This is a genomic window from Brevibacterium sp. Marseille-P9724, assembly GCF_902500275.1.
GTDB lineage: Bacteria > Actinomycetota > Actinomycetes > Actinomycetales > Brevibacteriaceae > Brevibacterium.
The window spans coordinates 1-19,008 of record NZ_LR723000.1 but is presented as its reverse complement, the minus strand read 5'-3'; the positions used below and the strand labels follow the sequence as shown (position 1 = coordinate 19,008).

General features: G+C 61.4%; 17 protein-coding genes. 5 read left to right on the top strand and 12 right to left on the bottom strand.

Features of this window, described 5'->3' with window-relative positions:
* Nucleotides 1-15: 15 nt before the first annotated feature.
* The 4 genes from GC119_RS10250 to GC119_RS10235 form a co-directional block, all read right to left on the bottom strand.
* Nucleotides 16-1,977 carry an NHL domain-containing thioredoxin family protein gene (locus tag GC119_RS10250; RefSeq protein WP_151953091.1) on the bottom strand — a complete coding sequence of 654 codons (1,962 nt, stop codon included), beginning with the start codon at nt 1,975-1,977 and terminating at the stop codon, nt 16-18.
* Nucleotides 1,978-2,240: 263 nt separating this feature from the next.
* The gene (locus tag GC119_RS10245) at nt 2,241-3,146 is read right to left on the bottom strand and encodes a histidine phosphatase family protein (protein WP_151953090.1); all 906 of its coding nucleotides are present in this window, start codon (nt 3,144-3,146) and stop codon (nt 2,241-2,243) included.
* Between the two features lie 8 nt (nt 3,147-3,154).
* Nucleotides 3,155-4,120, bottom strand: a complete 966-nt coding sequence (locus tag GC119_RS10240; protein WP_151953089.1) for a diaminopimelate dehydrogenase — start codon at nt 4,118-4,120, stop codon at nt 3,155-3,157.
* Nucleotides 4,121-4,185: 65 nt separating this feature from the next.
* Complete coding sequence (locus GC119_RS10235; RefSeq protein ID WP_151953088.1) at nt 4,186-4,905, bottom strand: DedA family protein; 720 nt, start codon at nt 4,903-4,905, stop codon at nt 4,186-4,188.
* 228 nt (nt 4,906-5,133) lie between these two features.
* Here GC119_RS10235 and GC119_RS10230 point away from each other — a divergent pair, with 228 nt between their 5' ends.
* The 4 genes from GC119_RS10230 to GC119_RS10215 all read left to right on the top strand — a co-directional run bounded on the left by GC119_RS10230 (nt 5,134) and on the right by GC119_RS10215 (nt 10,221).
* Nucleotides 5,134-5,988 (top strand): fumarylacetoacetate hydrolase family protein, encoded by an 855-nt coding sequence (locus GC119_RS10230; RefSeq protein ID WP_151953087.1) that lies wholly within the window; start codon nt 5,134-5,136, stop codon nt 5,986-5,988.
* 6 nt (nt 5,989-5,994) lie between these two features.
* Entirely contained in the window at nt 5,995-6,777 is a 783-nt protein-coding gene (locus GC119_RS10225) for an HNH endonuclease family protein (protein ID WP_070777089.1), read from the top strand.
* A 77-nt stretch (nt 6,778-6,854) separates the two neighbouring features.
* Entirely contained in the window at nt 6,855-8,108 is a 1,254-nt protein-coding gene (locus GC119_RS10220; RefSeq protein ID WP_070777088.1) for a MalY/PatB family protein, read from the top strand.
* A gap of 205 nt (nt 8,109-8,313) precedes the next feature.
* Nucleotides 8,314-10,221, top strand: coding sequence for an Ig-like domain-containing protein (locus tag GC119_RS10215; protein ID WP_151953086.1), 1,908 nt, complete (start codon nt 8,314-8,316; stop codon nt 10,219-10,221).
* Between the two features lie 102 nt (nt 10,222-10,323).
* Here GC119_RS10215 and GC119_RS10210 read toward each other — a convergent pair whose 3' ends face one another.
* Together GC119_RS10210 and mmsB are read right to left on the bottom strand one after the other, a co-directional pair.
* On the bottom strand, nt 10,324-11,091 hold the full coding sequence (locus GC119_RS10210; protein WP_151953085.1) for a YggS family pyridoxal phosphate-dependent enzyme: 768 nt from the start codon (nt 11,089-11,091) through the stop codon (nt 10,324-10,326).
* A gap of 181 nt (nt 11,092-11,272) precedes the next feature.
* Nucleotides 11,273-12,187, bottom strand: a complete 915-nt coding sequence (gene mmsB, locus GC119_RS10205; RefSeq protein WP_070575505.1) for a 3-hydroxyisobutyrate dehydrogenase — start codon at nt 12,185-12,187, stop codon at nt 11,273-11,275.
* Nucleotides 12,188-12,344: 157 nt separating this feature from the next.
* On the opposite strand from mmsB, the gene GC119_RS10200 reads away from it, so the two are divergent.
* Nucleotides 12,345-13,214, top strand: coding sequence for a LysR family transcriptional regulator (locus GC119_RS10200; RefSeq protein ID WP_070575410.1), 870 nt, complete (start codon nt 12,345-12,347; stop codon nt 13,212-13,214).
* Nucleotides 13,215-13,301: 87 nt separating this feature from the next.
* On the opposite strand, the gene GC119_RS10195 is transcribed toward GC119_RS10200, so the two are convergent.
* From GC119_RS10195 to GC119_RS10170, 6 genes are all read right to left on the bottom strand, one after another.
* Entirely contained in the window at nt 13,302-13,715 is a 414-nt protein-coding gene (locus GC119_RS10195; RefSeq protein WP_151953084.1) for an SDR family oxidoreductase, read from the bottom strand.
* A 216-nt stretch (nt 13,716-13,931) separates the two neighbouring features.
* Nucleotides 13,932-15,269 (bottom strand): MFS transporter, encoded by a 1,338-nt coding sequence (locus GC119_RS10190; RefSeq protein ID WP_070777083.1) that lies wholly within the window; start codon nt 15,267-15,269, stop codon nt 13,932-13,934.
* 286 nt (nt 15,270-15,555) lie between these two features.
* On the bottom strand, nt 15,556-17,817 hold the full coding sequence (locus GC119_RS10185) for a cytochrome c oxidase assembly protein (RefSeq protein WP_226829403.1): 2,262 nt from the start codon (nt 17,815-17,817) through the stop codon (nt 15,556-15,558).
* Nucleotides 17,818-17,984: 167 nt separating this feature from the next.
* Entirely contained in the window at nt 17,985-18,263 is a 279-nt protein-coding gene (locus GC119_RS10180; RefSeq protein WP_070575404.1) for a mycoredoxin, read from the bottom strand.
* 142 nt (nt 18,264-18,405) lie between these two features.
* Nucleotides 18,406-18,585: a hypothetical protein gene (locus GC119_RS10175; RefSeq protein ID WP_070424784.1), complete on the bottom strand. Its 180-nt coding sequence runs from the start codon at nt 18,583-18,585 to the stop codon at nt 18,406-18,408.
* A 142-nt stretch (nt 18,586-18,727) separates the two neighbouring features.
* The coding region (locus GC119_RS10170; RefSeq protein ID WP_151953083.1) for an integrase core domain-containing protein at nt 18,728-19,008 on the bottom strand (281 nt) is incomplete at its 5' end.

Below are 19,008 nucleotides of genomic sequence, written 5' to 3'. Positions count from 1 at the left end.
CATTGAGGAGTGTGTTCAGACCCCGCGCAGGTCCAGGTCGAGGCGGTTTGGGCCGCCTTCGCGGATGACCAGCGGAATACCCCAGTCCTGCTGGTACAGGTGGCAGGCGGCGTGCAGCGGGATTTCGCCGCCCGGTTCGCCGTCGCAGGATGCCGCGCGGGCCGTCACGTGCAGAACGCCTTCGCCGTACCCCTCGGCCAGGGTGATGGTGCGTGTCTGTCCCTCCGCTCCCCCGGCGCCGTCGGCGATGAGCTCGGGTGGGGTTGATGAGATCTGCAGCCAGGTGGGGTCACCCCAGCGGTCGTCGAGCTTTTGGCCCTGCGGGACGGTGAAGTGGACTTCAACGTCGATAGCTCCCGCGCCGATTTCCGTGGGCGGCCGCTTGGTCTGTTTTTGGCCTTCATTGACTTCGAGCGCTTCGGCAGGGATTGTCACGGCGGTCAGTGAGTGGTTGGCAGATTCTGCAACCAGCAGATAGGGGTCGCCGTCTTCCGGGGTGACCACGAGGATGTCGGAAGGTTCGCGCAGGTTACGGGCGAGTGTGGAGACTTCGTCGCTCGTGCGGTCATAGCGGCGGATGGCGCCGTTGTAGGTGTCGGCGATCGCAATCGAGCCGTCCGGCAGTTCCGCCACACCCAGCGGGTGCTGCAGGCGGGCTTCGGCTGACGGTCCGTCCTGGAAGCCGAAGTCGAACAGGCCGGTGCCCACATAGGTTTCAACCGTGCCGTTTGCCGGGTCGAGGCTGCGCAGAGCCGAGGTTTCCGAATCTGCGAGAAGCACCTTGCCTTCGGCAGTGAGAGCCAGCCCGGACGTCTGAGCGAACCACGCTTCTTCCGGTCCGCCATCGGTGAGGCCTTCGTTCATGGTGCCGGAGAACAGGCGGACGGTGGCCTTTTCCGGGTTGAACGCCCAGATGGTGTGATTGCCGGCCATCGCGATGATGACGTCGCCGGTTGCGGGCACAAACTGCACGTCCCACGGGCTGGACAGCTTGATGCCGCGGGCTGGGCCGTTATAGCGCAGTTCGGTGCTGCGACCTTCGACGGTGTTGTCTGCAGCGCCGACCATGTACTGTTCGCCGGTGCCCGCGACGGTTGTCACTTCGCCGGTGTCCAGGTTCAGGCCGCGCAGGGCGTGGTTGACGGTGTCGGCGACAACCACGTGGTAGCCGACTTTGGCGGCCAGTTCTGGGCTGAGCTCAGCCATGCCGCCGGGCTCGGAAAAGCGCGCTTGGGCGGTTTCAGTGTTGGCTGCGTCTGTTGAGACGCCTGTCGAGGTGGCAGGCGCGAACGCCGGGCCGCCAGCGAAGCCGCGTTCTTTGGCCCCGAAGCGGCGCAGTTTTGTCACACCGTCAGGGGCGTATTCGACAAGGCTGTGGTGGCCGGAATCGCCGACGAGGATATTGCCTTCGTGGCCGGCGGTTTCCAGGCGGATGAGTTTGCCGGGGTAGAACAGTTCACCTTCGCGCGGCTCCGGTGCCACGTAAGGGTCGTCGCCGGAGCGCAGGGTGCCCTTGGCGCGGTGTTCTTCGACGAGGTCTTCGATGAGGCTGGTGATGCCCTTCGAGTGGCCTTCACCGGACATCTTCGCCACCAGGTAGCCCTCGGGGTCGATGAGCGCCAGTGTGGGCCACGCCCGGGCGGTGTAGGCCTGCCAGGTGACGAGGTCGGGGTCGTCAAGCACGATGTGCTCCACCTGGTAGCGCTCGACCGCCTGGTCGACGGCCTCCACGGTGCGCTCGAATTCGAACTTCGGTGAGTGCACGCCGATGACCACAAGTTCGTCGTGGTACTTTTCTTCGATTTCGCGCAGTTCATCCAGCACGTGCAGGCAGTTGATGCAGCAGAACGTCCAGAAGTCCAGCAGAACGATTTTGCCGCGCAGATCCTGCAGTGAGAGGTCTTTGCCGCCGGTGTTGATCCAACGCCGCCCCACGAGTTCGGGTGCGCGCAGACGGGGTGAGGAAAGGTCAGTCATAGCGTTCATTGTTCCAAACAACGCCACAGCCGAGTGCAGCTGACCCGCTAGGCAAGACGCGCCGCCTGGTGCGAGGTGAATCGGCACTTGCTCGACCTATGGCGCCAGTGAAGCTCGTTGTCGATTGTCACTATCAGCTCACCACCATTTTGGTGCTATGCTTTCTACCATCATGATCAGCCCGTAGCCGCAAGGCGCGGGCTGATTCTCTTTTGCAGGAGACGAGCATGGGGTACACAAACACGTGGCTGCCGTCTTACCGATCAGTGCGGGGTGATGCGGCCTTCTTCGGGTGGGCCCAGGTGGGCGTGTTCGTTGAACGTGATGAGCCTGCGTCCGTCCGTCTGGCCCAGTGAGGCGTTGACGAATTCGCTGTTGAACAGCACCACCTGCTCGATTTCGCGAACAGCCCGCGCCGCGTCTGCCGTTTCAGCAGCCGACAGCGCAGAACCACCAGCGGAGCCGCGACCAGACCCACCACTTCGACGGCCTGCCACAATGTCCAGCGGGATGCCCGCGCCGAAGTCGAGAAACGCTGCCGGCCCTGTTTCTTGGGTGAAGTCGCGCCCTTCCAGACCGAAGTCCAGAATTCCGGCGGTGGAAGATTCAGCCGATGGCGCTTCGAGAGCGTGTCCTGCGAAAACCTCCGGCCGGCCCGCCATGAGCCAGGCGAAGATCACCGCGGACACACCCCCGGAGCTGACGATCAGCCCATCGCGACCTTCGGGCAACCGGTCACAGAACTCCCGGTACGCGGCAATGACCCTGCGCATAAAGGGCGGGAAGTCCGACTGTGCATCGGCCATCCACAGGGCCATTGCACGGTCCAGCCGCCCGGCCTCACCCGGCTTCATCTCCGGGGTGTAGTCGGCCATGACGCGCCGGTGATCGTATTCGTTGAACCGCTCGTCACGAAGAACCTCAGCACCGGCGCCCTCTGCAGCACTGCCCGCCTCGCCGTCACCCTCAGCATTGGCGCCGAAGATGATCCGCGCCGTGTCGATCTGCCGTTTGAGTGTGCCGGTGGCCACCACGGGCTCGCGCAGCTTCAGCGCGGAAAGCGCGCTGCCCAACAGCCGGGCCTGCTGACGGCCCAGATCAGACAGAACGTCATAGTCTTCAGCGTGCGCGGATGCTTGCCCGTGGCGGGCCAGAACAATACGAGCCATGTGGGCTATCAGATGTCGCGGGCTACGAGTTCGTCGAGGCTTGCAGTCGACAGCAGGTAGGGCGCAACTTCGAGAACCGTGACAGCACCCGTGCGGCCTTCGCGGGCCATGCGGACCGCGGCACGGCCGTAGGCCAGCTGCGCGGCCGCCGTGAAGTCGGGGTTGCGCTCAAGTTCGAGGGTGAACTCGACGGAGTGGTGTGTGCCGCCGAGGTCGCCCGAGGTGATGACGTGGCCACCGTGGGGCATGCCCTGGTGTTCACGGTCGAAGACTTCTTGGCTGACGAACTCGACGGTCGTTTCGTAGGGTTCGAAGTAGTCGGGCATCGACACGATTTCCTGGCGGATGCGCTCCTGGTCGGCTTCGTCTGCGACGGCTACGACGCGGCGGCGGTGGGCGTTCGCACCGGTGATCTCCTCACCGCGGCCTTCTTTTGCCGCCTGCATGGCCTCTTCTTTCGGCAGCGTGTACTGTACGCCGGCTTTGACACCTTCAACCCGGCGCACGGCATCGGAGTGTCCCTGCGACAGTCCCGGACCCCAGAAGGTGTTCTGCTGGGCGTTGGGGAACAGGGCTTCACCGATGGTGCGGTTGATGGAGAACATGCCGGGGTCCCAGCCGGTGGAGATCATGGCGATGTTGCCCCCGGCCTTTGCCGCGGCGTCCATCTTTTCGCGGTGGGCGGGGATGAGGTGGTGGTTGTCGTAGGTGTCGACCGTTGTGAAGTTCTCGGCAAACGACGCGGCCTGCTGGGGCATATCGGTGGCCGAGCCCAGGCACAGGAACAGCAGGTCGACTTTGTCTTTGTGCTCGGCGGCCTCTGCGACAGGGTAGACGGCAGCGTCGGTCTCAAGTGAGTCGCGGCGGGAGAAGATTCCGTAGAGCTCCATGTCCGGCTGCATGGCTATCAGCTTTTCAACGCTCTTGCCGAGGTTGCCGTAGCCGACGATTGCGGCATTGATCTTCTGAGTCATCGTTTCACTCCTTCGCGCCTTGTGCGCATAGATTCTGAAACGGCTTGTATGCCCGCTCCGGGTGATTATTTTACGTCGTCAGCGGTGTCCGCGGCCTCAGCAGGACCGGCAGCTTCGCGAGCGGCTTTTTCTTTCTTGAGGGCGCGGCGTTCGCGGATGACTTCGATGGCCACGGGGATGAGCGACAGGCCGATGATGACGATGACCCACAGGTCCACGTGGTCGCGGATGATGGCGAAGGTGCCCAGGTAGTAGCCGGCCAGCGGCAGGACAAAGCCCCACGTGAGCCCACCGGCGACGTTCCAGAAGATGAATTTGCGGTACTTGTAGTGCGCAACGCCCGCAGCCAGCGGAACGTAGGTCCGCACGATCGGCACGAAGCGGGCCAGGAACAGCGATTTCCCACCGTGTTTGACGAAGAACTCTTCTGCCTGGCGCAGGTGTGCGGTCGACAGGATGCGCGCGTCGTCCTTGAAGAACCTGCGGCCGAACTTGTAGCCGAGGAAGTATCCGACTTGGTCACCACAGACGGCGGCCGCCCAGATGACGGGGATCAGCAGCCACAGGGGAACGCCCATTGCCGGGGACATGAGGCCTGCTACGAACAGCAGTGAATCACCGGGCAGGAATGGGAACAGAACTCCGGATTCGATGAAGACAATGAGCGCCACGACCGCGAGCATCCACGGGCCGGCTGATTCGATGATCTTCTGCGGGTCGAGGAACGCCGGGGCGGCGATGATGTCAGCCGTCCCGGCTGAGGCGGCGTCAAGAGTGTCGAGCATGGGTTTCCTTCTCTGTGGTTCCCCAATACTATGCCGTGTTTTTCTGTGTGCTTGCCGCACGGTCCGATGTGGTTTTCGCCTCGTTCGGCGTGGGCCCGCTCTGCAGCGCGGGCTGCGCCTTTTCACGGCCCAGATTGGGGTTCTGCGGCCGCCGAGGCGGAGTTCGGCTCCCCGGAAGCTCTCGTGTCAGTGCCTTGGTCTAGATTGTAGAAAACTCAGGAGGAACTCATGCAGCTTATGCGGATTGGTCAGCCCGGGCAGGAAACCCCGGTTGTTACGGACGGCGAACGCTTCTTTGATGCAAGCTCTGCGGTCACCGAATTCGGCGGGGACTTCGGTCCGCACTTCTGGGCGGAGGGGCTGCCCAAGCTCCAGTCGCTTGTAGAACTGGGTCAGCTGCCGTTGTTTGATGCAGACGGCAAGCGAATCGGCGCACCTGTCGCCTCCCCGCAGGCTGTTGTGTGCATTGGCCTGAACTACACCGACCACGCGGCAGAAGCTGGCCAGCCGATTCCCTCCAACCTGGTCACGTTCCTCAAGCACCCCAACACGATCGTCGGGCCGAATGATCCGGTCGGCATTCTGCCGGGTTCTGAGAAGACCGACTGGGAAGTCGAATTCGCTTTTGTCATGGGCAAGCGCGTCCACGCACTGAATTCCCCGGAAGAGGGCCTGCAGGCAATTGCCGGCTTCACTTTGGCAAACGATGTCTCTGAACGCGCTTTCCAGAACCTCACACCACAGTGGGGCCTGGGCAAGAACATCCCCGGTTCCACCCCGCTGGGTCCGAAGGTCGTGACCGCTGATTCCATCGACCCGAACAATGTTGGTCTGCGCACCTTGGTCAACGGCGAAGTGCGTCAGGACGGCAACACCTCGAAGATGATCTTCGATGTGGGCACCATTGTGTACAGACTGTCGCAGTACATGACGCTCGAACCGGGCGACATCGTGTCAACCGGCACTCCCGCCGGTGTGGCAATGGCCGGAACTCATCCGTTCCTGACCGCCGGTGATGTCGTGGAGCTCGAAGGTGACGGACTGGGCTCTCAGCGTCAAGAGTTCTTCCAGCGCGAAGGCTGACGCTCTGTGCGCTCACCGCGCAGGTGGGCTTGTGCAGCGCTGGTCACACTGCTCACACTGAGCGGCTGTGCCCCGCTGCCGGAAGCCTCACCCGGCAAAACACCTGTCCCAAACACCAGCCCTACGGCATCCGAAACGGAACCCGAAGGGCAAAGCGCTCCTCCCACCGCACCCCTGCAGAAACCGCAGGCCAAGAAGCAGCCGGGCGACGGTTCGGATGTCGGGCCCAGCAGCCCGGGCGCCCAACAGTCACTGGCGGCACTGAAAAAGCTGCCCGTCAAAGGCAAAGCACCGGCCACCGGCTATGGGCGGGTCGAAAAGTTCGGCAAAGCGTGGACGGACACCGATTTCAACAGATGCCGCACCCGCGACGACATTCTGACCAGGGACCTGGTCAACATCACCCGCGATGGCCGCTGCAAGGTCACATCGGGCACGCTTGTCGATGCCTATACGGGTAAGCGGATCGACTTCAAACACGGGCAGACCACCAGCCAGAAAGTGCAGATCGACCATATTGTTGCGCTGCACAATGCGTGGATCACCGGCGCACAGCAGATTTCACAAGAACAGCGCATCGAGTTCGCCAACGACCCGTTGAACCTCATTGCAGTCGACGGGGCGACGAACTCCGCGAAGGGCAACAAGGACGCCGCTTCGTGGCTGCCGCCGAATAAGTCATACAGGTGCACGTATGTGGGTCTGCAGATTCGGGTGAAGGAAAAGTACTCACTGTGGGTCACAGAACCTGAACGAGCAGCCATGGAGCGAGTGCTCAGCAAGTGCTGAGACGGCGAGAGCCGGAGGTGTGAACGCGTGTGTCGTTGTTGAATGCTCGCGGTGTCCTGCGGCGCTACGCTGGCCGTATGCATCCCTATGACAGCATCACTCGCAAGCAGATCGAAGAGCGCGGCAGCCGGAAGTGGACGGAGTACCCCGGGGCGATCGGCGCGTGGATTGCGGAAATGGACTTCGGCATTGCGCCGGTCATCCGCGAAGCGCTCAAAGTCATCGACGAAGACCAGCTGTACGGCTACACCCCTCCCGCTCTGCTGAAGGGACTGGGTGAGGCAACCGCGGAGTTCTACGCTTCGCGCTACGGGTGGGAATTCTCCGCTGAAAACGTGTTCCCCGTGTCCGATGTTCTGCTGGGCATGGGCGGTTTTCTCGACATTCTTGTTCCCCGCGGGGCCAAACTCGTTGTGCCCACCCCGGCGTACATGCCGTTCCTCACAATCCCCGGTGCGTTCTTCCGCGAACATGTCGAAGTGCCCCAGAAGATTGTTGACGAACCGTCCCCTGAACTGCTTCCCGGTTCGTCTGATGGGCAGCCGGTTCCTGGCCCGCTTGCTGGGCGGCACTGGGAAATGGACTTCGATGCGATCGATGCGGCACTGTCGACAGCGGGACCGGATGGCGGCCCCGGTGGTGTGCTGGTGCTGTGCAACCCCCACAACCCCACGGGGCGGGTGTTCACTAGGGCCGAACTTGAGCGAATCACCCAGATCGTCGAAAAGAACGGTGCGCTGGTCTTCTCGGATGAGATCCATGCGCCGTTGACGTACAGCGGTTTCCAGCACATTCCCTACGCGTCGACTTCGGAAGCTGCCGCACGGCACACGCTGACTGCCACATCGCACACCAAGTCGTTCAATACTCCGGGTCTGAAGTGCGCGCAGCTGATCTTCACGAACGAGGATCACATTGCCGCATGGAAGAAGCACGGAACGCAGTTCTCGGGGTCGGCGGCAACTCCGGGTGTCATTGCGGGCATCACCGCCTACCGCGAAGGTGGGGAATGGTTGGCCGACACTCTTGGCTACCTGGAGCAGACACGGGATTTCATTGCAGAGTTCGCCGCTGCTGAACTGCCAGAACTGGGCTACATCAAGCCGCAGGGCACATACCTGTCATTCTTTGATGCGACCTCGCTGATCCCTCGCCTGCCTGACGGTGTGAGCCCTCAGCAGTTCTTCGTAGAAGAGGCTCGGGTTGCCATGAACGACGGCGCCACCACTGGCCGTGCAGGCCGGGGCTGGGTGCGCTTCAACATGGGAACGCCGCGGCCGATTGTGCAGGAGGCACTCGAATCTATGGCCGCAGCACTGCGGAAGCTGTAACGATCGCGGGATACCGTATCCCACAGCACATTTAGTGCATCTTCATGAAACTTACAGTAGTCTGTACGCTTGTAAGCGGTAACAAGTTACGTTGACAGGAATCGCCTGCTACTTGTTGCCATGAGTTAAACACGCCCCTCAGCTGCTCGGCGAATCACATAAGTCCCAGCATCTGAAGGGTTCGTCACCTCAGAAAGATAAACGTATGAAAACAAAGAAGCGCAGCCTTGGCGGCCTGCTCTTAACATTGTTTCTGACGGCGTCATACCTGGTTGGAGGCGCCGCCCCGGCTAATGCGGACGACCTCACCTACCCTGGCGCTATTTCGGAAGTCAACGTCACCTTCAACGGCAAGGACGGCGGCCAAGCAAAGGTCGATGACGAAGTCAAGGTCACGGCCAAGTGGAACGTTCCCAACGGAGCAAAAGCTGGCGAAACCTTCGGCATGACCCTGCCCAAGGAGTTCTCCAACTACGCCAACGGCGAATTTGCGGTTCCGGACACAAAAACCGGCGAAACTGTTGCTGAGTGCAAAGTCACGAACGACCCTGCACCGACTGTTACCTGCACCTTGACTGACTTTGTCAACGGCAAGGAAGACGTCGGCGGCGAACTGTGGTTCCTCGCAACCCTGGACGAAACAACCGACAAGAACACGGTCGACTTCACCATCGACGGCAAAGCTGTCCCGGTCCCGGTTCCGGGTGACGGCGGCATCGGTCCCGTTGGTCCTGGCCACGCATCCAATGACCCGCTCAAGTACAGCGCTCGCACAAAGCTTGGCAGCGACCTGATTGCTTGGGGCATTCAGTTCCCCAACACCATCGCTGAAGACGGCACCGTCACGGTCACCGATGCGCTCGTCGATGACACTGAATTCGAACGCCACAAGGTCAACGACTTTGACGTTGAAGTTGAGTACCGCAACGTCGACGCCGATGGCAACTTCGTCGAAGGTGAAGACTGGACATCCGTTGACCCAGCTGACTTCGAGACTGACGTTAAAGAAGGGGATAAGGACTTCACCGTGACGGTGAAGAACGTTCCTACCGATAAGCGCGTTCAGTACCGCGTCCTCTACTGGACGAAGATGGACGGCAAGGCATTCGAAGGCGACGTCTACAAGAACACCGCCAAGGTCAACGGAAAAGACGTCGACGCCGAGTACGAGTACACCGCAATCGGCGGTGGCACCGGTTCCGGTAAGGAATACACCCGCTTCTCGATCGCAAAGTCGGTTGAGGGCGACGGTGCAGACCAGGTCCCGGCTGACACCAAGTACACCGTGAAGTACACCGCTGGCGACGAAGAAGACACTCTCGAACTCAAAGCTGGCGAAGAAAACCGCGTCAACTCGAAGCGCTACAAGATCGGCACCGAGTTCAAGATCACGGAAGTCAACCTTCCGGAAATTGACGGCATCAACTGGGGCGACTACGAAATCACCGGCGAAGGTGTTTCGAAGAACGACGACGGATCCTTCAGCGTGACTCCCGAGACGAATGAGCCGGTCAAGCTCAACCTCGTCAACAAAGCTGAGAAGCCGGAGCCCACGCCGGAACCGACTCCGGAACCCTCTGAAGACCCGACTCCGGAACCCTCCGACGAGCCCTCTGAAGAGCCCACGCCGGAACCGTCCGACGAGCCTTCAGAAACGCCTTCCGAAGAGCCGACTCCGGAACCGTCCGACGAGCCTTCAGAAACGCCTTCCGAAGAGCCGACTCCGGAACCCTCCGACGAACCTTCGGAAACGCCCTCTGAAGAGCCGACTCCGGAACCCTCCGACGAACCTTCAGAAACGCCCTCTGAAGAGCCGACTCCGGAACCCTCCGACGAACCTTCAGAAACGCCTTCCGAAGAACCGTCTGAGGAGCCCTCGGATGAACCTTCGGAAGAGCCCACGCCTGGTGCTTCTGAAGCGCCCTCCGAAGAGCCTTCGGAAACCCCGGCTCCGGGTGGTTCGGACACTCCGAACACGCCTGAAACCGAAACCAACAACCCCGCGCTTCCGCGCACCGGTGCCAACATCGGCGTAGCTCTCGGCGCTGCCGTGCTGCTGATCGCTGCTGGTGCCGCAACCCTGATCATTTCTCGCAAGCGCATGCAGAAGTGATAAGGGCATGAGCTGACAGGCTCAACCCATAAGAAGTGCCCTCGCTGGTCAAACTGACCGGCGAGGGCACTTCTTTGTTATCGAAAGGCTTTCAGCCCGAAATCAGCTGCGCGCCCCAAAGACGCTGGAACCGACGCGCACGATTGTGGCGCCTTCTGCAATAGCAAGTTCGAAATCAGCGGACATGCCCATCGACAGTTCACTTGCATCCGCCGGCAACACTCCCCGCGCACGGAAGTCTTCTGACAGCTGTCGAAGCTCTGCGTAGGAAGGCCGAATCTCGTCGGCTGTTGTGCCGGGCAGTCCAATGGTCATAAGCCCGCGAATCTGCAGTCGCTCCAAACCGCGCACTTCTTCAATGAGCTTTTCGGCCTCTTCCGGGGCAACACCGAACTTGCTGTCTTCGCGCGAAGTGTTGACTTGAACGAAGACATCCAGGCTGCTGCGCTCCAGCAGTTCCAGGCGGTTGTCAATCCGCTGGGCCAAACGCATACTGTCAAGCGATTCAATGCACGCACACGATTCAACGGCCAGCGTGTGATTGACCTTATTGCGCTGCAGCGGCCCAATGAGGTGCGCCACCGGGTTCAGATCGGCCAGCCCTTCTTCCTTTGCAGTGAGCTCCTGCTGTCGATTCTCGCCGATCAGCCGGTATCCGTGTTCAATCGCAGCCCGAATCTTCGCAACCGGCTGTGTTTTCACTGCCAGGAGCACTTTGACTGCTTCGGCATCAGCTTCTGGATCACCGCCGCGGTATTCGCGCCCTGCCGTTGTTGCAGCAGCTGAGGCACGCTCGGCAACATCGTCCAGTCGTGCGCGAATCTCATCGCGCTCAGAATCAGTCAGAACCAACTCGTCAGCATTCTCCACGGGCACTCCTCGAATAGACAGACAAATCCGCTCTAAGGGTAGCCGGGCCCGCCACAGCGGGGCTGGTCCACGGTCGACCCTGCCCCGCTGCATCCTGGACCGCTGACTTGCCCACAGACAACGAGGTGGAGGTCGGCACAGTGCCGACCTCCACCTCGGGAGTGAGTCAGGTAGGAGCCCGTCAGCTCCAGTTCTTCGGAAGGCCTTCAGCGTCGGGGTCGACGTTGCGGATCAGAGCCATGGTGTCGGCCAGCTCCCAGCCGTCGTCAATGAGTTTGTCGAGCTTGTCGGCGACAAGCTGTGCCGCATCCAGCGGAACACCCTGGGTTTCCCCACCGGCGAGCGCCAGGCCGAGGTCCTTGCGCATGAGCGAAACCGCGAAACCGGGCTTGAAGCCGTTGTTGGCAGCGGCGGTGTCGACTACACCGGGGATCGGGTACCAGGTGCGCAGCGGCCAGGAATCCCCGGAGGACACCTTGGCGATGTTGAGGAACGTTTCGGGCGACAGACCGAAGCGGTCGGCAAGCACAGCACCTTCGACAACACCCTGGGAGCTGATGGCCAGCATCATGTTGTTGACGATCTTCGCGGCCTGACCGGCGGCATCGCCACCGGCGTGGAAGATGTTTCCGGCCATCGGTTCGATGTACTTTTTGGCTGCTTCGAAGTCTGCGTCTTCTGCGCCGACCATGAAGGTCAGGGTGCCCGCAGCCGCACCTGTCACACCGCCGGATACGGGCGCGTCGAGGAATACGTAGCCGGCTTCGCGGGCCGCGCTGTGGAGATCCCGGGCGGTGTCGAAGTCAATGGTGGACGAATCCACGAGGATCGTGTCCTTTGCCGCGACTTCGAGCACGCCGCCTTCCGTGAGGTACACCGAGCGGGCGTGTTCGCCCTTGGGAAGCATGGTGAAGACGATTTCTGCATCCTTCACGGCCTCTTCAATTGACTTCGCCGGAGTGACGCCGTCTTCTGCTGCCGCTGTGACTGCGGCTTCGACAACGTCGAATCCCTGAACAGTGTGGCCTGCCTTGACGAGGTTTGCGGCCATGGGCCGTCCCATGTTGCCCAGACCTACCCAACCGATGATTGCCATCATGCCTCCTTGCAAATGGTGAGTACACACTCCTGAAAATTCATGATCAGCATAGCGCCGAGAATTGCGCAGATCACACTGTTCGGCCCGGTTTTCGGACGGCACTTGCGCACCGTGGGAGTGCGTCAGCGCACATGCCGCTCAGTAGACTGGCGCTATGAACGTCTCCCGTCCCCCGGTGTCGCCAGATGATCTGCTGGCCCTGCTGGCGGTTTCTCGCCTGGGCAAGTACACGGCGGCCGCGGCGAGTATGGGAGTTACGCACACAACCGTGTCGCGGCGCATTGCGAACCTCGAAAAGGCGGTTGGCGAAACCCTTCTGACCGCCACCCCGGACGGGTGGGAACTGAGTGCGGCTGGCCGCAGGCTCATGCCGGGGGCCGAAATGATCGAGAAGGCTCTCGGCTCAATACAGGTCGATTCACCGGACACATCGATGTACGGCAATGTGCGCATTGCCTGTCCCGAGGCTTTTGCCATGTTCTATGCGGTCGATGCACTCGCCCAGCTGCAGGCAGAACACAAGCGCCTCAACATTGAAATGACCACTTCCACGCAGCGAGCCCGCCAGCACCGGTCGGGTTTCGATGTTGAGATCGTGGTGGAGAAACCGGATGTTTCCAATGCCACGGTGCACCACCTGCGGCCCTATGAGCTGGGCTTCTTCGCCGCGGACAGCTACTTGGCGGCAGCACAGGCACCGCAGACCACGGAGGATCTGCGGGCGCACCGGCTGATCTACTACGCCGAGCACTCACTGGGCGTAGCCAGCCTGGAAAGCGCGTGGAACGTCCTGCCGGAACCAGCCGGGCACTTCTATTCGAACTCGGCACTGGCTCATGTTCAGTCATGCCGCCGAGGCGTTGGGGTAGCTCTTCTGCCCACCTTCGCCGGTGAAGGCCTCACCAGGGTGATCCCCGACTTTTCGCTGCCCGTGCACTACTGGGCTGTTGTCAGGCCCGAAGCACTGCGACGGACCGCCGTGCAGGCTGTTGTGCGCGCCCTCAGAGTGCCGGATAGCAGCTGAGCTTGGGTTGGAGCCCATGGAGGGTTTTTCAGGGCTGGGCCCCGCCCTTTCAGGGCTGGGGCTTCAGTCTGGGGGCTTTGTCAGACCTCACGCGGCAGACCATCCTCCGTCAATCGAATGTGCCGATCCCGTGATGACCCCAGCGGCCTCAGAGGCCAGGAAGACGGCCAGCTGTGCCACCTCGTCGGCTTCGGGCAGACGAGGCACAGCCGAATGTCCAAGGAAAACCTCTTCAAGCGCGTCAATGTGTTGGATTCCGGCGTTGTTGACCAGAATGTCGAAGTTCAGATTGAGGGCATCGAGCGCTTCAGTGTCGGCCAGATCCACCTGCCAGTGCTTGCCGCCGATCTTTTCCGCAATGTCCTTCGCGGCATCGCCGTTGATGTCGGCAACCGTAACGGTCGCGCCTTCGGCGGCAAAGGCTTCCGCGATCGCCTGGCCCAAGCCGGACGCTCCCCCGGTCACAAGGGCTCTTCGTCCATTCAGTCGAGCTTCTGCCATCGTGTACTCCTCCTGCTTTCGGGGTTCGGTTCGCGCCGAGCGGCGCCCGCACAGTGCGGGCCCGGCTGGGCCCGCAGCCCACGGTACTCGCCCGGCAGCCACACCGGGCATACCCCGGATATGCCAACCGGCGCCTCGTCACCCGGGAACCGAGTACCGGGGTCCGTTATCCGCAGAAGGAGGCGCCGGTCGGCTGTGCCCGATTGTGCAACTTGGTCAGCGCTTGACTCCGAAGCGCTCGGCGTCGGCACGGTCGATATCCGCGAAGTCGATGCCGCGGGTCTCTTTGGTGAACGCCAGTGCAATCAGCGAAATGACCGCGGCGATGGCAGCGTAAATGGCGATTGGAACAGCTGACTTGAACGTGTCCAACAGGAACACGGCGATGATCGGTGCGAAGGAGCCTGCGACGATAGCCGTGACCTGATAGCCGAACGAAACACCCGAGTTGCGCATGCGCGTGGGGAACATCTCGGACATGATCGCCGGCTGTGGGGCGTACATGAGGGCGTGGAACACCAGGCCTGCGAGCATCGCGATGAAGATGTTGAACGGGTCGGCCGTCGAGTACAGGGGGTAGGCGAAGAAGCCCCAGGAGGCCGACAGCAGAATCCCCACCATATAGGGCGGTTTTCGGCCCACAATGTCGGTGACCTTGCCGACAAGCGGCACCAGACAGGCGTGGATGGCGTGTGCACCCAACAGCAAACCGAGGATGTCGCTGGACTTGATGTCCACTTCAACCGACAGGTACGTGATCGTGAAGGTCACCACCAGGTAGTAGTGAATGTTTTCGATCAGGCGCAGACCCATAGCGCAGAAAATGCCGCGCGGGTACTTCTTCAGAACCGAGAAAACACCGTAGTCAGCTGCGCCTTCGTCGATGGCGTCCTTGGTTTCGTGGAAGATCGGTGCATCTGAGACCTGCGTGCGGATGTACCAGCCGATGAGCACAATGACGGCCGACAGCCAGAAGGCGATCCTCCAACCCCACGACATGAAGTGGGCTTCATCGAGCGTGGTCGAAAGCACCCACAGGACAGCGGTGGCGAGCAGATTGCCCAACGGAACACCGGCCTGGGGCCAAGAGGCCCAGAATCCGCGGGATTCCTTGGGCGAGTGCTCTGCGACCAGGAGCACAGCGCCACCCCATTCGCCGCCGACGGCGAAGCCCTGCACAAAGCGCAGGAACACCAGCAAGAGGGGTGCGAGGATGCCGATCGTCTGATAGGTGGGCAGACAGCCCATGAGGAAGGTCGACACGCCCACCAGGATGATCGACAGCTGCAGCAGCTTCTTACGGCCGAGCTTGTCGCCGTAGTGGCCGAACACGATACCGCCGACGGGACGGGCGATAAAGCCCACCGCGTAGGTGACGAACGCCGCCAGAATCGGGGTGAGCGGGTTGTCCGACGGTGGGAACAGAATGTGGTTGAACACCAAGGTTGCGGCTGAACCGTAGAGGAAGAATTCATACCACTCGACGACCGTTCCGGCCATCGAAGCGGCGACGACCTTCTGCAGGCTGCGACGCTCCTGAACGTCCTGTGACATAACGGCTCCTTTGCCTCATGTTGCATTCGCCACGCTGCGTGCGGCTGTCGCTCACGCATTTGTGGGATGACTCACTATATGCCTGCGGCGGAGCATTGGACGGCCAGGAATCGCAATGAGGCGCTGAAAGAATGCGCACTCTCCCTGTGCCAGGACGCACAGGGGCGGTGAGCATTACTTGCCTACACGGGGCAAAGGCAGCCGCCGACCCACTTGGGAGTGGTGAGCCGTGGCGAGCACTTTTCGCAGTGGAGCCGGGCGGCGCCTCGTGTGATGAATCCGGCGCTCACCGCTTGCGGCTGAGCGAGGCCAGGTAGTCGTTGTAGGCGCGCAGTTCGGCGTCGCCGGAGCGTGCTTCGGCGCGGTCTTTGCGTTTGGCTTCACGGTCGGAGGCTTTCGACCATTGGACCGCCGCAATGAACGCCAGAATAAGTGTGGGGAATTCGCCGATGCCCCAGGCGATTCCGCCGCCCAGCTGTTGGTCGTCCAGCGCGCTGATCCACGTTTGGCCCATGTTGCCGTACCAGTCCGGTTCGATGAGCACTTCAGTGGTCATGATTGAAATGCCGAAGAACGCGTGGAAGGTCATGGTCACAAGGAGCACCACGAACCGCACCGCGTGGGGGAAGCGCTTGACACCCGGGTCCACGCCGATCATGGCCTGTGCGAACAAGTAGCCCGCTGCCAGGAAGTGGATGAGCATGAGTTCGTGGCCCAGGTGGTACTTCAGCGCATACCACATGATCCCGCTGTAGTAGAAGACGATGAGTGATCCGGCGAAGTTGATCGAAGCGACGATCGGGTGGGCCCAGAAGCGAATGTACTTCGAGTGCACCAGAATGAGAATCCATTCGCGCACCCCGCGTGAACCGTCCTGGCGCGGGTGAATGGCGCGCATGAGCAGCGTGATGGGCGCACCCACCACCATGGGGATGGGCACGAGCATGACGATCAGCATGTGCTGAATCATGTGGCCGGAGAACAGGGTGCGACCATAGACCATCGGGCCGCCGCACGTGACGTAGATGAGCATGGCCATGCCGCCCACCCACGAAATGGTGCGCCACAGCGGCCAGTGTCCGCCGCGCTTCTTCAGTTCGCGGTAGCCCATGATGTACAGAACCGAGGCACCTATGCCGACAACCACCCACAGTGGGTCAAAGCGCCACTGGAGGAAGTAGTTGTACCACAGCGGTTCCGGTGGGAGGAGCTCGCCGGACAGGATTTCCGAGGGGGTGGGCTCGGCGCGAAGTTCCTGTGGGACCGGCGGCTGTGAACTGGCCAGCACAATGCCAATAGCCACAACAGCACCGAAAATGGCGATCTCGGCAAGAACCAGACGCCAGAATTCTGCGGCGGCGCGCATGCTCGAACCCAGACGGTCAATGATGCGTTCGCGGTGCCAGAAGCCGATCAGGCCGAGGATGACGGTGAGCACCGCCTTGATGATGACCAACTGCCCGTAGGGAGTCATCCAGTCATCGAAGGTTTTGACGCGCAGGGTTGCGTTGACAAAGCCCGAGTAGGCCATGATGACGATCGAAAACAGTGCGATCGTCGAATAGCGCTTGATGATTTCGCCGAGGTCTGGGCGCGCCGTGAGTGTGGGCGAAATGAGCGCGAGGACTAAGAGCCCGCCGACCCACGCCATGACCGCCACCAGGTGCAGGCCCAGGCTGTTAACGGCTTCAATGTGCCCTTTGGCTTCTGCCGCGTGCCCCATGAGCGCCTGCGGCAGCAAGATGAGCACCGTCAGAAGCGCCGACCAGCCAATGCCCGCGAAGCTGCGGGTGGCAAAGAGCACCATTGACATGATGATCGCGGAGATCACAACGAGCGACCACAGTCGCCCCGAATCAATTTGGGTGATGTAGGCGCCCAGCTGGGCGGAGAATTCGGCCTGTGTTGCGTTTGTCGCCGCCGTTCCCGCGGTGTTGACATAGCGCAGGATCAGCGTGGCAACTGAGGACAGGACGAGGACAACCGAGCCGATCTGCGCTGCCACCAGCGCCGCAGCCCACGATGGGTCAAGTTCAGCATTGCCATCTGCTTTGTGGTCAGCCGAGCTTGAAGCCTCGTGCTCAGCCTCAGCGGCGGCGGTTGTCGCTTCATCGACTGCCAGGCTGAAGGCCGCTGTGGATGACGCAGAAGTCTCAGAATCAGGGCTCGCACCGGAAGAGCGGTTTGCGGCGGCGGCTTCTTTCCGCGCCTGCTGTTTGGCTTTCTTTTCTGCCCGCCGGGCCCCTGCCCCGCGACGGCGCCGTGGTTTGGAGCGCGGCAGAACGAGCATCATAAGGATGATGGCGCCGATGACGACAACAGAAGCCGCTTGGAAGAAGAATTCGGCAATGGGCAGGCCAATGCGACCAAGCGGACCGGAATCGCCGACGAGCAGAGGGTTCGTAGCGCCGGTGAAGATCAGCGCCCAAGCGCCGAACGCAGCCCCGATGACCGTGAAGAGCGGAATAGCCAAGCGGCGTGCGAGCACGGCTGCTGATGAAGCTCGCTTGGAGTCCGCAGAACCAGAGGAACGATCATTGGAGCGCATGCATTTAGGGTACTAAGCGCCACTGACACGGCAGTTGGGACATCGCGTTTTGCTGACGTGGACGCAGAAAGTGGACGCACAAAGCTGCGGGCACTGAAAAGCCGCAGCGCCAGGACCCTGGTCGCTGCGGCTGATCTGCGCGGCTGCAGAAGAATCAGTCGCACATATCAGGCGAGGCTTTCAAGCTTCTTCTTGACGTCGCCGATGCTCGGATTGGTCTGGGTGGTGCCGTCCGCATAGAGAAGAGTAGGCACGGTCTGGTTGCCGTCATTGGCGGCTTCGACGACCTGAACACCGTTTTCGATCTCTTCGATGTTCACTTCGCGGAACTCAATGCCCTGCTGCTTCAGCTGAGGCATCAGACGCTTGCAGTAGCCGCACCACGATGTGGTGAACATGGTCACTGCGCCGGCTTCAGGAAGGAAAGGTTCGGTGATGTCGGACATGAACACTCCTTACGCAGAGTCTCGTGGTGTCTTGCTGAACTGGGAACGAAAGGTGAGGGAGCCTTATTCCCTCACCTTCCACCTCGAGCCCCGAAAGCGACCGAGGTGGAGGTCGGCTCACCGCCAGCCGACCGGCTGGGGATCAGCGGCCGAATAGGCGAGCGAAGACTCCGCCCGAACCCGCTTGCCCTTTTTCTGCGTCCGAGTGTTTGCCGTCGCACCACTGCGAGGCCGGCACCTGCTTTTTGACATCGGCCACGTGCTGACCGCATCCAGCCCACGTGGTTTTGCTGCACACCCGGCAGGTGACTGGTCGGCACATAGCAGAACTCCTTATCTGAGAGCCGCCTACGAAACCGGCAGCTGAGCTACTGCCCATTATCCCTATCTAAGGGCCCGTGTGCTTGCAGGGCGCACTCCCACAGCTCGTTCTGTGAAGCGTCCTGGGTTTAGTTCCGCTTCTATTACGCCCCTGTGTTGATGGGCTGGGTGAGATAGTACTCGGTTTCTAGTTCTTGTGGGGTGGCGTAGTCCAATGCTTCGTGAAGTCGCTTGGTGTTCCACCAATGCACCCACCGCAAGGTAGCCAATTCGACTTCTCCGGCCGACGTCCACGGGCCTTGGGCATGAATCAGTTCCGCCTTGTAGAGACCGTTGACTGTTTCGGCTAGAGCATTGTCATAAGAATCGCCGACTGTTCCCACACTCGGACGGATTCCGGATTCCGCTAGCGCGGTGGAATACT